The following is a 12,384-nucleotide window of genomic DNA, read 5'->3' on the forward strand; positions in this document are numbered from 1 at the left end:
ACTGAAACTTCCCACCAGCATTAACGGCGGGAAACAAGGGAAATTAAGCGTTCGTTGAACTGGGTCCTGCTGACCGCTGCCCGCGCCCTTCCCCCGCATGGCGGGAAAGGGGAGCGCATGGCAGCGGGTGCCGGTACCTCAAACGCGTTCGATCACCATCGCGATGCCCTGGCCAACGCCGATGCACATCGTGCACAGCGCAAAGCGGCCACCGGTGCGCTCCAGTTGGTACAGCGCGGTCGTCACCAGACGCGCGCCGCTCATGCCCAGCGGATGGCCCAGCGCGATCGCGCCGCCATTCGGGTTCACGCGCTTGTCATCGTCGGCAATGCCGAGCTGGCGCAGCACGGCCAGGCCCTGCGCGGCAAACGCTTCGTTCAGTTCGATCACGTCGATCTGGTCCAGCGACATGCCCAGCTGCTTCATCAGCTTCTGGGTGGCCGGTGCCGGGCCGATACCCATCACGCGCGGCGCCACGCCGGCCGTTGCCATACCGACGATGCGGGCGCGCGGCTTCAGGTTGTGCTGCTTCAGGCCCGCTTCGCTGGCCAGCAGAATCGCGCAGGCGCCATCGTTCACGCCCGATGCGTTACCGGCGGTCACGGTGCCATCCGGGCGGACCACGCCGCGCAGCTTGGCCAGCGCTTCCATGCTCGTGGCGCGCGGATGCTCGTCGCGGTCGACCACGATCGGGTCGCCCTTCTTCTGCGGAATCGTGACCGCGGTGATTTCCTGGGCCAGCGTGCCGTCGGCCTGTGCGCGCGATGCCTTTTCCTGGCTGCGCAGCGCCATCAGATCCTGGTCTTCGCGGCTGATCTTGTAGTCGGTGGCGACGTTTTCGGCGGTCTCGGGCATCGAGTCCACGCCGTAGGCGGCACGCATCGCCGGATTGATGAAGCGCCAGCCGATGGTCGTGTCGAAGATCTCTGCCTGGCGCGAGAACGCCGAGGTGGCCTTGCCCATCACGAACGGGGCGCGGCTCATGCTTTCCACGCCGCCCGAAATCATCAGGTTGGCTTCGCCCGACTTGATCGCGCGCGCGGCGGTGCCGGTAGCGTCCATGCCCGAACCGCACAGGCGGTTGATCGTGGAACCCGGCACCGATTCCGGCAGGCCGGCCAGCAGCGCCGACATGCGCGCCACGTTGCGGTTGTCTTCGCCCGCCTGGTTGGCATTGCCGTAGATCACGTCGTCGATGGCCGACCAGTCCAGGCCGGCGTTACGTGCCATCAAGGCCTTCAGGGGTACCGCGCCCAGGTCGTCGGCGCGCACGCCCGACAGGCTGCCGCCGTAACGGCCGATGGGGGTACGGATGGCGTCAACGATAAATGCGTCGCTCATGTTCTGTCTCGCTCGTCTTGGTGGTGGATCAGGCGGCTACGGCCTGCTTCAGGGGCACGCCGGTCAGGCGTTGCAATTCGTCGAAAGACAGGCCTTCCACGAGATCGCGGGCGACCAGGCCGTCCGGCGTCACGTCGATGGTGGCCAGGTCCGTATAGATACGCGTCACGCAGCCGATGCCGGTCAGCGGATAGGTGCACTCGGCCACGACCTTGCTTTCGCCCTGCTTGGTCTGGTGCTCCATCATCACGAACACCTGCTTGGCGCCGATCGCCAGGTCCATCGCGCCGCCCACGGCGGGAATGGCGCCCGGTGCGCCGGTGTGCCAGTTGGCCAGGTCACCCTTCTCGGATACCTGGAACGCGCCCAGCACGCAGAAGTCGAGGTGGCCGCCGCGCATCATGGCAAACGAATCGGCATGGTGGAAATACGAGCCACCGGCCTTGATCGTCACCGGCTGCTTGCCGGCGTTGATCAGGTCGCCGTCTTCTTCGCCGGGGGCGGGTGCGGAACCCATGCCGAGCAGGCCGTTTTCACTGTGCAGCAGGATTTCCTTGTCGGCTGGCAGGTGGTTGCCAACCAGGGTGGGAAGGCCGATGCCGAGGTTCACCACGGCACCGTCCGGAATGTCTTTGGCCACGCGGGCGGCCATCTGGTCGCGGGTCAGGCGTTGCATGTGTCTTTCTCCTTCTGCGCTCAGGCGGCCTTGGCGGCAGCGCCGCCAATCTTGACCACACGCTTGACGAACAGGCCCGGCGTGATGATGTGCTCGGGGTTCATTTCGCCCAGTTCCACGATGTTGCTGACCTGCACGATCGCGCACTTGGCGGCCATTGCCATGATCGGGCCAAAGTTACGCGCCGTCTTACGATAGGTGAGATTGCCCCAACGGTCGGCGGTATCGGCCTTGATCAGCGCAAAGTCGGCATGGATTGGCTTTTCGAACACGTAGCCCTGCCCGTCGATGATGCGCGTTTCCTTGCCCTCGGCCAGCGGCGTGCCGTATGCCGTGCGGGTGAAGAAACCGCCGATGCCGGCACCGGCGGCGCGGATGCGCTCGGCCAGGTTGCCTTGCGGCACCAGTTCCAGCTCGATTTCGCCAGCGTGGAACAGCGAATCGAACACATAGGAGTCCGCCTGGCGCGGGAACGAGCAAATGATCTTGCGCACGCGCTTGGTCTTCAGCAGCGCTGCCAGGCCCGTGTCGCCATTGCCGGCGTTGTTGTTGACGATGGTGAGGTCGCGCGCGCCCTGTGCAATCAGTGCATCGATCAGTTCCGCCGGCATGCCAGCCAGGCCAAAACCGCCGATCAGGATCGTGGCGCCATCGTGGATGCCGGCAACTGCCGCTTCCACCGAGTCATATAGCTTGTTGATCACTTGCGTTCCAGTACGGAGGGTCCGGCATCGCACCGGGACCGGCCGCAAGAGGGGCGGCACGCAAAGTTGTCTCCGGCAGGCTGCTCGAACGGGCGTCCTGATGGATTCAGGACCGGGTCCAACAATCTTGCAGTTGTCTTGATGGCCGTCTTGCGGCGGCTTCTGTGATGGTCGGTGAATGGGCTCGGAAGCGTTGTTCGCTATTAGAACCTCAATTCGCAGAATGAACAAAGGTTACACCCGCCCTCAAAACAGGGTCAATAAGGGGCTGCGCGTGGCGGGCGATAATCGGACATCCCTTCACGCGCAGGCCATCAGGGCAGACTCAGCACTGCCTGGCTGCCAGTGGCACCGGGGCGCACTTCCAGGCGCACGTCGATCCGTTCGCGCAATTCGGCCACATGGGAAATGATGCCGACGAGCCGTCCGGCCTGCTGCAGATCCAGCAGCGTGCGAATCGCAAAGTCGAGGCTTTCCGGATCGAGCGTGCCAAAGCCTTCGTCGACGAACAGCGTATCGAGCTGGATGCCGCCGGCGCGGGACTGCACCACATCGGCCAGCCCCAGCGCCAAGGATAGCGATGCGAGAAAGCCTTCGCCACCCGACAGCGTGTTGGCAGGCCGCGTGGCGCCGGTATCGTGGTCGAACACTTCCAGCTCCAGCCCGCCGGCCATGCGCTGGTCGCCCTGCTCGCGCACGCGCTGCAACGCGTAGCGGCCACGGCTCATGCGCAACAGGCGCAGCGATGCCGCCTCCAGAACTTCGTCGAGCAGCGTGGCCAGCACGAAGCGCTGGAACGTCATGCGGCGTGGATTGTTACCGTTGGCCACTTCCGACAGGCGGCCCAGCACCGCATAGCGCGTTTCCACCTCGCGGCCCTCGGCGGCCAGCGATTCCACCTGCCCTCTGCAATGCAGCAGCGCATCGCGCGACGCGGCCAGCTCACTGCGTTCCCGGATGGCTGCTTCGAGTTTTACCGCGGCCTCATCGCGCGCAGCCAGCAGCGCCGGCAGATCGGGCACTTGCAGCGCCTGTGCGATGGCAGCCGTGCGGGCGCGCCATTCCGCGGCCCGGGCGAGTTCCACATCGAAAGCGCGGATCGCATCGTCGAGCGCGGCCGTGTCTTCAACCGAAAGAAATGCGGCCTGATAGGCGTCGTCGCTATCGAACGCCGCGGCGGCCATGACCGACGCCAGCGTGGCTTCGCGTTCCGAAGCCCGGGCATTGGCCTGCGCGACATTGTCGCGTGCCGATGCCAGCGCAGCCGCCGTGGCAGCCTGCAGCGCCACCGCATCGCGCTCGGCACCCTGCGCGGCTTGCAGCGCGGCCTCCAGCGCGCCGGCTTCGCGCCGGGCGGCCTCGATCGCGGCCGTCATGACATCGGGGTCGCGCGATTCCTCGGGTACCTGCGCGCAATGGGCCTGCCATTCGCCATCGAGCTTGGCGTGCGCCTGAAGGGCCGTGCGGGCGGCTATGTCAGCGGCCTGGGCGGCGGCTTCGGCGGCCTGGCATGCCGTGCGCGCCTGCGTTACCTGCGCGACCAACGCCTCCGCGCGTTGCGCGGCCTGAGCGGCCCGCGCCACGGCTTTGGCGAGGACGGCAATCTCCGCATCGAGCGCCTGCGCGCCGGCCGCCGAGACGTCACCGGCGGCGTCGGCCAGGTCCGACAGACGCGCCTGGCATTGCGCGACGCGGCCTTCGGCATCCTGATGCGCGGCCGTGGCAAGCGCCAGCGCATCTTCATCACGTTGCAGCGCCTGGCGCGCGGCATCGAGGTCGTCATCGCTGACCAGCGCCAGCACCTGCTGCGCCAGCGCGGGATGATCCTTGCCGCCGCAGACCGGGCACGACTCGCCGCGCTTCAGGCCACCAGCCAGGCGCGCGGCCTGCCCGTGGCGCCAGTCGATCTCGGCCTGCCGCACGGCCGCGCGCGCGGCGTCGCGCGCTTCAACGGTACGGCGCCGGCCGGCCTCGCTTGCCGTCAGCGCGGCGCGCAGCGGCACCAGTTCGGCTTCGAGCTGGCGATAGCGCGCGATGCGCGCGGCGCGCTCGCCGGCCTGCGCATGCTGCAGTTGCAGCGCCTGCAGGCTGGCCCCGTCCTGGCGGACCTGTTCGAATTCCGCTTCCAGCGTCTTGAGCGCCGCCGCCGCGGCCTCGAAAGCATCGATCCTTCTGGCAGAGACCGACTGGGCCATCGCCAGCGTGGTGCCCGCCTGCGCCACGGCATTCCGCAACACACCGAGCTTGCGGGCCTGCGGCAGCAGATGCTCCAGCGTCGTCACCGTGCGCTGCGCGGCGACCCGGACATCATGGCGCGACTGCTCGGCGCGCAAGGTGCGGGCCGCAACCTCGGCCGATTGCGCGGCACGCGTGGCCGATGCTTCCGCCTGGGCCTGCGACGCATGCGCAGTGGTCTGGTCCTGGCGCGCCGTGTGCAACTGCTGCACGGCGGGAGTCACCTGGGCCGCGCGGCGCGCCGCATGCAGGCGCGCGCGATCACCGTCGACGCCAGCGGCCCGGGCCGACAGCACCGCATGCGCGCCCTCGGCTTCCCGCCAGGCCTTGATCTGGGTACCTTCGAGCTCGCCCTTGCGCAACGACGCATGGGCAGCCTCGCTCGTGGCGCGCGCCACATCCTCGCGGCGCAGCAGTTCGGTCAGCGTGGCCTGCAACGCGTCGATGCGCTCGCCCAGCGCGTCGATGGAGCCGAGCTGGTGCTGGTCCAGCAAGGTCTTGCGCCGCACCGTGATTTCTTCGGCCTCGCGGCGGATGCTGGCCGCCTGCTCCTTGAGCTGCTCTTCCACGCGGCGATACAACTCGGTGTGGAACAGCCGCTCAAGAATGTTCTGGCGCGCGCGCGAATCCGCTGTCAGCAATTCTCGAAAGCGGCCCTGCGGCAGCACGATGACCTGGCGGAACTGCGCACTATCAAAGCCCAGCAGATCGCGCACGGCGTCGCTGACGCGGTTGGGCTGGCTGGCATGGCTCTTCCAGTTGCCGTCGAGCATCACGTCCAGCTGCGCCTTGGCCGCCTCTTTGACCAAGCCTCCCGCCGCGCGCTGGCTGGGGCGGTCCTGCGTGGGCGATCGCGTCACGCGGTAGTGCATCGCGCCAAGGCAGAATTCGAGCGTGACTTCGGTGCGCAGCGAGGGGTCGGCATTGGCGCTGCGCATGTCCTGCGCATTGCGTTCGCCGCCCGATGTATCGCCATAGAGCGCAAAGCAGATGGCGTCGAGCAGCGTCGTCTTGCCCGCGCCCGTGGGGCCGTGAATCAGAAAGAATGCCTGGTCGCCGAGCCGTGTGAAATCGACGGTCTCGGTGGCGGCAAACGGGCCGAAAGCCTGCAACTTCAGGTACAGCGGTTTCATACCGATTCCCTTTCAGATGCCTCCATGCCGGCCAGCAAATGGTCGATTGCGCGGCGTTGGTCGCCGTCCAGGTCCGCGTCAGCCACCTCGCGGAAGAAAGTTGCAAACAGATTGCCCGTGTCGAGTTCGCGCATCCGGCGGCCCGCCTCGCCGGCCTGTCCGCTGCGCGCGAGGATGGTCCGCTCGATCGCCAGCGCATTCGGATAGGCCTCGCGCAGGCGCGCCATCGGATCCAGCAGCGCGCCGGAATCGGTCAGTACCGCGTACACGTAGTCGTCGCGGCGCGCATCGCTGGCACCCGCCTCAACCAGCTGCGCCAGTTCTCCGGTCAGGATGCGCAGGTCGCGGCGCGGCCGCAAGGCAATCGGTTCAATGCGCACCCCGCCCTTTTCGTCCAGTTCGACCAGCGACACGGTCTTGTGGTGATCGGCTTCCGATAGCGAATACTTGAGCAGCGACCCCGAGTAGTGAACCCGCTCGCCAATCGTCTGCGGGCGGTGCAGGTGGCCCAACGCCACGAAATCGAAATCACGGAACAGGTCTGCCGCTACCGCGCCGCTCCCCCCGACGGACAGCGGGCGCTCCGACTCACTGACGGCGCCGCCCACCACGAATGCATGACCGACTGCCACGGCACGCACACCGGCAGGATGGATCGCGCGAATCGCATCGAGCTGCGCGCCAAGTGCTGCCTCGTGCGATGACAAGTCAACACCGAGCGCGTCGCGCACGGCGGCCGGCTCCGCATAGGGCAGCGCGTAAATGCGCACTTCCCCATGCGCGTCGTGCAGGGTCACGCAGGTTGCCTCCGGTCCGGTGCGGCCCGCCACATGCAGGCCGCGCGCGGCCAGCAGGCGCGCGCCGAAATCCAGCCGCTGCGCGCTGTCGTGATTGCCCGCGATCATCACCACGGGTACGTTCGCCTCCACGACGATGCGCGCCAGCACATCGTCCAGCAATGCCACGGCCTCGGGGGGCGGCACGGCACGGTCGTACACGTCGCCGGCAATCAGCACGGCATCGGGACGCACGTCGCGCACCAGCGCCACGAACTGGTCGAGCACGTGTGCCTGGTCTTCGATCAGGCTGCGGGCATGGAAAAGCCGACCCAGATGCCAGTCGGCGGTGTGGAGAAAACGCAATTCGGATCCTTCGGCGCGGTGGCGCTGGAAGCACGGCAACGCCGTGCGGTCCAGCATCATAACGTCACCGCAACCGCCAGCGGCGGTCAGGCCGGCGTCGCTTCGCCGTCGGCAATCTGGAATTTACGCGTCTTCTCCCACAGCACCTTGCGGATGGCGTCCGGGCAGGCTGCGGTGTCTTGCCGGCGCTACAGTGGCCGGCCATCGTTCGCCGCGCTTTAGGCGGCCCCGTCAGTTCACGCGGAAGCCGATCTTGAGGGTGACCTGAAAATGGCCGACCTTGCCGTCCTGCACATGGCCGCGTGTTTCCACCACCTCGAACCAGTCGATATGCTTGATGGTTTCGCCGGCCTTGGCCAGTGCATTGCGAATGGCCTGGTCGCTGCTATCGGGCGATGATCCAACGATCTCCACGAGCTTGTAGGTGTGGTCGGACATGCGGGTCTCCTGTTGGTCGGGGATCATGCGGCGGCACAACATGCCACGCCGCGACAGCGTTGCCTTCATCATAGGCACCTGCCGGGTCGAGTCCCAAGGTGGCATGGGAGTTTCCGGTCCGAACTTCAAGGGGTTTCCTGTTGCGAAATCAGCGCACGGCCTGTTACGCTGCGTGCCCTCGATTTCCTGTCACTACCCTGTAACCCGATGTTTCTTTCCTTGCTACCTTGCAGGCGGCTCGCAGCGGCGGGCGTCGCGGCCCTGCTGGCAGTCACGGGTGCCGCCCATGCGCGCACCACTTCCATCCTGGACCGGGCAGTCGACGCGCTGACCGCGCCCCGCGCCCAGGCGAACCAGTTCGCCAGCGGCAGCACGTACACGTTGTGCTTCGTGCCGGATGGCCCGAGCTGCCAGGACATGATCGTCGACGCGATCAACCGCACGCGCCACAAGCTCCTGATCCAGGCCTACTCGTTCACGAGCGCGCCAATTGCCAAGGCCGTGGCGGAAGCGCACCAGCGTGGCGTGGATGTGCGCGTTATCGTCGACAAGAGCCAGGCATCCGAGCGCTATACGAGCGCCACGTTCCTGAAGAACGCCGGCATTCCCGTCGTGGTCGATACCAAGCCGGCGATCGCTCACAACAAGGTGATGGTGTTCGACGACCAGGCCGTGTTCACGGGGTCGTTCAACTTCACGAAATCCGCGCAGGAACGTAACGCGGAGAACGGCATGCTGATCCGTGGCGACAGTGCCGTGGTGCGCGCCTACACCGACAACTGGCGCACGCGATTCGAAAAATCGTCGGCCTACTGAAGCACTTGTCGAGGCGCCCAGGTGAGCGGCGCCTCTCCTTTCCTGCCTGTCGGAACGAATACGGGCGGAACTGCCCGCTGTTCCACGCATCCATCAGTCGCTTCCCGCAGGAAGATCAGCGAAACCCCGACAGACCCCTGCTGTGCCTCGGTGTCTACTTGAGACACCTACCGAGGATGTCGCGACGGGCCGTCGTCCGGGCCTGCATGACTGCCATACCCCTGCCTCATGGTCAGCTCCATCGCGCCATCCCGACAACTGGCAGGAGGAAGCGATGCAAGCAAAGAACTTTTCGATTGGTCGACAGGCGCGCATCTGGTGTGCAGTAGGTATTGCCGCCGCGTCGTTGGGCATGTCAATGGCCGCGCGCGCCGACATGCGGACATCCACGGCTGGCCCGTTCACCTATGTCTGCGGTGGCGTGGCTGCCGACGAGCAGGCGGAGATGAACAGCGAAGCCCGCAACTACGACATGGGCCTGCTGTTCACGCAGGGCGGACGCGGGGAATTCCTCTCGGACGTCAACGTCAAGCTGATGCGGAACGGTCAGCAGGTGGCCGAATTCACATCCACCGGCCCGCGTTGCCTGATCAAGGGACCGCACGCGTCCTATCAGGTCGTGGCCACCTTCGAGGGCACGTCCAAGCGCACGACGCTGAGCCCCGGAGAAAAGAACGTACAGCTGCGCTGGTAACAGGCGCGGCCGAACATCGAGTCAAGCAGTCCTGAGCCGCCGGAAACGGCGGCCGCCATGCCGGCTACCCCTCCCGCGGGTGCCGGCATATTTTTTTGCGCGCCCCCGCGCGCCGAACGCTGCCCTGCACGATTGGCAGGTCAGTGGCACACTTGGCGGCTGCCGGGCGCGCGCCCGCAATGACAAACCCCTGGAGTTTTCCGAACATGAGCACCACGCCCAACAGCCGATGGATTCGTATCGACACCGCCAACGGCAGCTTCGACGCCTACCTGAGCCTGCCGCCCGCCGGCAAGAAGCCCGGCAATCCGGGCATCGTGCTGGTCCAGGAAATCTTCGGCGTCAATGAACATATCCGCTCCGTTGCGGACCAGTACGCGGCCGACGGCTACGTCGTGCTGGCGCCGGACGTCTTCTGGCGCTCGGCGCCGCGCGTGGAACTCGGCTACGACGGCAAGGACTGGGAAAAGGCGATGGAGCTGCGCAAGGCGGTGAACCTGGACGATACGATCGCCGACATCGCGGCCACGGTGCAAGCACTGCGCGCCGAGACTGGCGAAGGCGGCAAGGTGGCCGCGGTGGGTTACTGCTTCGGCGGCCTGGTGTCGTACATGGCCGCGGCGCGCGGCCTGGTGGATGCGGCGGTGCCCTACTATGGCGGCGGCATCCAGAGCAACCTGCATGAAGCGGCGGCCATCAGCGTTCCCGTGCAGTTCCACTACGGCGCCCTCGATGCGCACATCACGCCGGACGATGTGGAGAAGGTGCGCCAGGCCGTGACCGGCAAGCGCGGCACCGAGGTCTTTGTCTACGACCAGGCCGATCATGGTTTCAACTGCTGGGCGCGCGGCTCGTATCACCAGCGCTCCGCGGCCCTGGCGCATGGCCGGGCACTGACCTTCCTGGCCAACGCGCTGTCGTAATACGCGCCGCCTGCCCGGCCCGCGTGCCGGGCGGCACGAACCGCTCAGTAGGGCATCGCCACGCCGTTCTGGATCTTGACGCGGTCGCCGATACGCAGGTTGTAAGGGGTGTTCTGCGTCAGCGTGAGATAGCCGTTGTCATTGGTGCGCACGCGCACCCGAAACGCCGCCGGCGTGGTGTTGGTGCGTTTTTCCACTTCGTTGCCGGCCAGCGCACCAGCCACCGCACCACCGATAGTGGCCACCGTGTTGCCTCGGCCACCGCCAATCTGATGGCCTAGCAGGCCGCCCGCCACACCGCCGAGCACCGCGCCAACACCGCTGGCGTTTGCCGGCTGGCCACCCACCTGCTCGATCGACTCGACCCAGCCATAGCGCACCGCATAGGGGTCGCTGTAGCCCGCGTTGCCATTGGCACCGTCGTAGCTGCCCTGGGCCTGCTGCGGATACCCATACTGGTCATAACCTGGCTGCTGCGGATAGACCGGCTGCTGCGCCTGCTGCGGATAAGTCGACTGCGGATAGGCCTGTTGGGGATACTGCTGTGGGTAAGACTGTTGCGGATACGCGGGCGTGCCGCTGATCTGCGTACCCGACGAGCCATAGGCCGCGCCATACCCGGCATTGCCGTAGGCGCCCTGATAGCCGGCTGTCTGGTAGCCGGTCTGGTATCCCGAGCCATAGCCATCGCCATAGCCGGCACCATAGGGCACGGCACAGCCCGCCAGCATACCGGCAGCCAGCGCGGCCAGTGCAATCGTGCGAATGGCCGGGCGAATCGTGATGGACATGATGGGAACTCCTGCGACAGTGCGCGAATAGATCGTGGATATTGCGCGGGAGTCTAGTGCGGCCGCCTGGGCGCAGGTGTCACCGGAGGTTGTGTTGGGTAACCGGCTGTAACGCCGCTGACGCAACCGCCTGGCGGTTGCCTTGCAATCCTCAGCTGCGCTCGGCCCCGTCGTCGTTGAACGCCGTGATGCGTGCCACGCGGAACGTGCCGCGCAGCGACTCCAGCTCGGCCCGATGCAGTGCGGCCAGCCGGTTCAGGCAACGTTCGCCTTTGGCGAGCAGATGGATCTGCACCACGCGGCGGTCTTCCGGATTTGCCTTGCGCGCCACCAGCCCGGCCGCCTCACAGCGATTGACCAGTGCCACCACGCCATGCTGTTTTGCCTGCAGCCGTTCGGCCAGTTCGCCCACCGACGCCCAGTTCTTGTCCGGACTGCCCCGGATATGGAGCATCAGCAGGTATTGCTGGACGGTCACCCCTTCGGACTGCGCGGCATCTTCGGAAAACCGCAGGAAGCGGCGCAGTTGGTAGCGGAAATCGGACAGCGCCTCGAAGTCCTGTTTGCTCAGTGCGTTGGCATCGATTGACGACTTCGCGGAAGCGGGCTGACGTGCCATAAGGGATGTTTGGCTGCTCTGGTGGAATCGGATAAGGCGCCCATTATATGGGGATGCCATGCCGGTATCCGGTGCGCTGACCCGCATTCGAACTCTATTTTCCGAAGGGGCGGGGCGGCGCGGTATGGCAGAATCTGTGCGGTCGTCGACACCCTGTCGCCCTCTAACGCCTAAAAGGGAAAGCCGCCCGATGTTCTCGGAAATCGTCCTCTTTCTGCTGGATACCGTCTTTACGCTGTTTGGCATGGCCCTGCTGCTGCGCCTGTGGATGCAGCTGACCCGCCTGCCATCGCGCAATCCGGTGTCGCAAGGGGTCTTTCAGGTAACCGATTGGATCGTGCGCCCGCTGCGCCGCATCATCCCCGGTATCGGTGGTATCGACTGGGCCACCGTACTGGCCGCCTACCTGACCGCCGTGGCGTTCCTGGTATGCCGTGCGCTGGTGCTGAATGCCGATCCGATCGCGTTTCTGCCCGCCATCCTGGCACTGGCGCTGTTGAGCCTGCTCAAGTGGGGGATCAGCATGGTGATGTGGGTAACGCTGCTGATGGCGGTGCTGTCCTGGATCAACCCGCAATCGCCGTTGGCCGGCCCGATCTGGCACCTGACCGCGCCGCTGCTGCGCCCGATCCAGCGCGTGATGCCGCGCCTGGGCGGCTTCGACCTGTCGCCACTGATCCTGTTTGTGATCGCCCAGATCCTCCTGATGGTGATCGCGGGCGTCAGCCGCGGAGTGGTGTAAGCAACCACTAACCTTGTTTCGCTGACCGGTGGCGGGCCGCCACCGTAACACAACTTGTCGCTCTAGGGTTAACACCTACTGTTCGAATCACTGGACAGTCTGTCGAGGATTCTCCCTTTTTCCGGTCCGT

General features: G+C 66.1%; 12 protein-coding genes. 4 read left to right on the forward strand and 8 right to left on the reverse strand.

Going from position 1 to position 12,384, the window contains the following annotated elements; all coding sequences use genetic code 11:
• Positions 1-138: 138 nt before the first annotated feature.
• From pcaF to AC3FLX_RS13595, 6 genes are all read right to left on the reverse strand, one after another.
• Entirely contained in the window at positions 139-1,341 is a 1,203-nt protein-coding gene (gene pcaF, locus AC3FLX_RS13570; RefSeq protein ID WP_488697268.1) for a 3-oxoadipyl-CoA thiolase, read from the reverse strand.
• Positions 1,342-1,369: 28 nt separating this feature from the next.
• A complete protein-coding gene (locus tag AC3FLX_RS13575) occupies positions 1,370-2,017 on the reverse strand; it encodes a 3-oxoacid CoA-transferase subunit B (protein WP_488697270.1) in 648 nt (215 codons plus the stop codon).
• A gap of 20 nt (positions 2,018-2,037) precedes the next feature.
• A complete protein-coding gene (locus tag AC3FLX_RS13580) occupies positions 2,038-2,721 on the reverse strand; it encodes a 3-oxoacid CoA-transferase subunit A (protein WP_488697272.1) in 684 nt (227 codons plus the stop codon).
• Positions 2,722-3,035: 314 nt separating this feature from the next.
• The gene (locus tag AC3FLX_RS13585; protein WP_488697274.1) at positions 3,036-6,089 is read right to left on the reverse strand and encodes an AAA family ATPase; all 3,054 of its coding nucleotides are present in this window, start codon (positions 6,087-6,089) and stop codon (positions 3,036-3,038) included.
• On the reverse strand, positions 6,086-7,231 hold the full coding sequence (locus AC3FLX_RS13590) for an exonuclease SbcCD subunit D (RefSeq protein WP_488697360.1): 1,146 nt from the start codon (positions 7,229-7,231) through the stop codon (positions 6,086-6,088). Before AC3FLX_RS13590 ends, AC3FLX_RS13585 begins: the two co-directional genes overlap by 4 nt.
• A gap of 231 nt (positions 7,232-7,462) precedes the next feature.
• Entirely contained in the window at positions 7,463-7,669 is a 207-nt protein-coding gene (locus tag AC3FLX_RS13595) for a dodecin (RefSeq protein WP_488697276.1), read from the reverse strand.
• Between the two features lie 207 nt (positions 7,670-7,876).
• Between AC3FLX_RS13595 and AC3FLX_RS13600 the strand changes: the two genes are divergently transcribed.
• The 3 genes from AC3FLX_RS13600 to AC3FLX_RS13610 all read left to right on the forward strand — a co-directional run bounded on the left by AC3FLX_RS13600 (position 7,877) and on the right by AC3FLX_RS13610 (position 10,102).
• Complete coding sequence (locus AC3FLX_RS13600; protein ID WP_488697278.1) at positions 7,877-8,485, forward strand: phospholipase D family nuclease; 609 nt, start codon at positions 7,877-7,879, stop codon at positions 8,483-8,485.
• A gap of 274 nt (positions 8,486-8,759) precedes the next feature.
• The gene (locus AC3FLX_RS13605; RefSeq protein WP_488697280.1) at positions 8,760-9,179 is read left to right on the forward strand and encodes a hypothetical protein; all 420 of its coding nucleotides are present in this window, start codon (positions 8,760-8,762) and stop codon (positions 9,177-9,179) included.
• 206 nt (positions 9,180-9,385) lie between these two features.
• Positions 9,386-10,102, forward strand: a complete 717-nt coding sequence (locus AC3FLX_RS13610) for a dienelactone hydrolase family protein (protein WP_488697282.1) — start codon at positions 9,386-9,388, stop codon at positions 10,100-10,102.
• A gap of 44 nt (positions 10,103-10,146) precedes the next feature.
• Here the strand turns inward: AC3FLX_RS13610 and AC3FLX_RS13615 are convergent, their stop codons facing one another.
• Both AC3FLX_RS13615 and AC3FLX_RS13620 read right to left on the reverse strand, forming a co-directional pair.
• Complete coding sequence (locus AC3FLX_RS13615; protein ID WP_488697284.1) at positions 10,147-10,893, reverse strand: glycine zipper 2TM domain-containing protein; 747 nt, start codon at positions 10,891-10,893, stop codon at positions 10,147-10,149.
• Between the two features lie 151 nt (positions 10,894-11,044).
• A complete protein-coding gene (locus AC3FLX_RS13620) occupies positions 11,045-11,512 on the reverse strand; it encodes a MarR family winged helix-turn-helix transcriptional regulator (RefSeq protein ID WP_488697285.1) in 468 nt (155 codons plus the stop codon).
• A gap of 190 nt (positions 11,513-11,702) precedes the next feature.
• Between AC3FLX_RS13620 and AC3FLX_RS13625 the strand changes: the two genes are divergently transcribed.
• A complete protein-coding gene (locus AC3FLX_RS13625) occupies positions 11,703-12,254 on the forward strand; it encodes a YggT family protein (protein ID WP_488697287.1) in 552 nt (183 codons plus the stop codon).
• Positions 12,255-12,384 lie beyond the last annotated feature (130 nt).

Source organism: Cupriavidus sp. 291-E7 (genome assembly GCF_057798835.1).

What these genes read in the sequence shown, in the direction of transcription:
- AC3FLX_RS13600 (WP_488697278.1), top strand. Translation starts at nt 7,877, where the DNA reads ATGTTTCTTTCCTTGCTACCTTGCAGGCGGCTCGCAGCGGCGGGCGTC.
- AC3FLX_RS13620 (WP_488697285.1), bottom strand. Translation starts at nt 11,512, where the DNA reads ATGGCACGTCAGCCCGCTTCCGCGAAGTCGTCAATCGATGCCAACGCA.
- AC3FLX_RS13575 (WP_488697270.1), bottom strand. Translation starts at nt 2,017, where the DNA reads ATGCAACGCCTGACCCGCGACCAGATGGCCGCCCGCGTGGCCAAAGAC.
- pcaF (WP_488697268.1), bottom strand. Translation starts at nt 1,341, where the DNA reads ATGAGCGACGCATTTATCGTTGACGCCATCCGTACCCCCATCGGCCGT.
- AC3FLX_RS13605 (WP_488697280.1), top strand. Translation starts at nt 8,760, where the DNA reads ATGCAAGCAAAGAACTTTTCGATTGGTCGACAGGCGCGCATCTGGTGT.
- AC3FLX_RS13595 (WP_488697276.1), bottom strand. Translation starts at nt 7,669, where the DNA reads ATGTCCGACCACACCTACAAGCTCGTGGAGATCGTTGGATCATCGCCC.
- AC3FLX_RS13585 (WP_488697274.1), bottom strand. Translation starts at nt 6,089, where the DNA reads ATGAAACCGCTGTACCTGAAGTTGCAGGCTTTCGGCCCGTTTGCCGCC.
- AC3FLX_RS13615 (WP_488697284.1), bottom strand. Translation starts at nt 10,893, where the DNA reads ATGTCCATCACGATTCGCCCGGCCATTCGCACGATTGCACTGGCCGCG.
- AC3FLX_RS13610 (WP_488697282.1), top strand. Translation starts at nt 9,386, where the DNA reads ATGAGCACCACGCCCAACAGCCGATGGATTCGTATCGACACCGCCAAC.
- AC3FLX_RS13625 (WP_488697287.1), top strand. Translation starts at nt 11,703, where the DNA reads ATGTTCTCGGAAATCGTCCTCTTTCTGCTGGATACCGTCTTTACGCTG.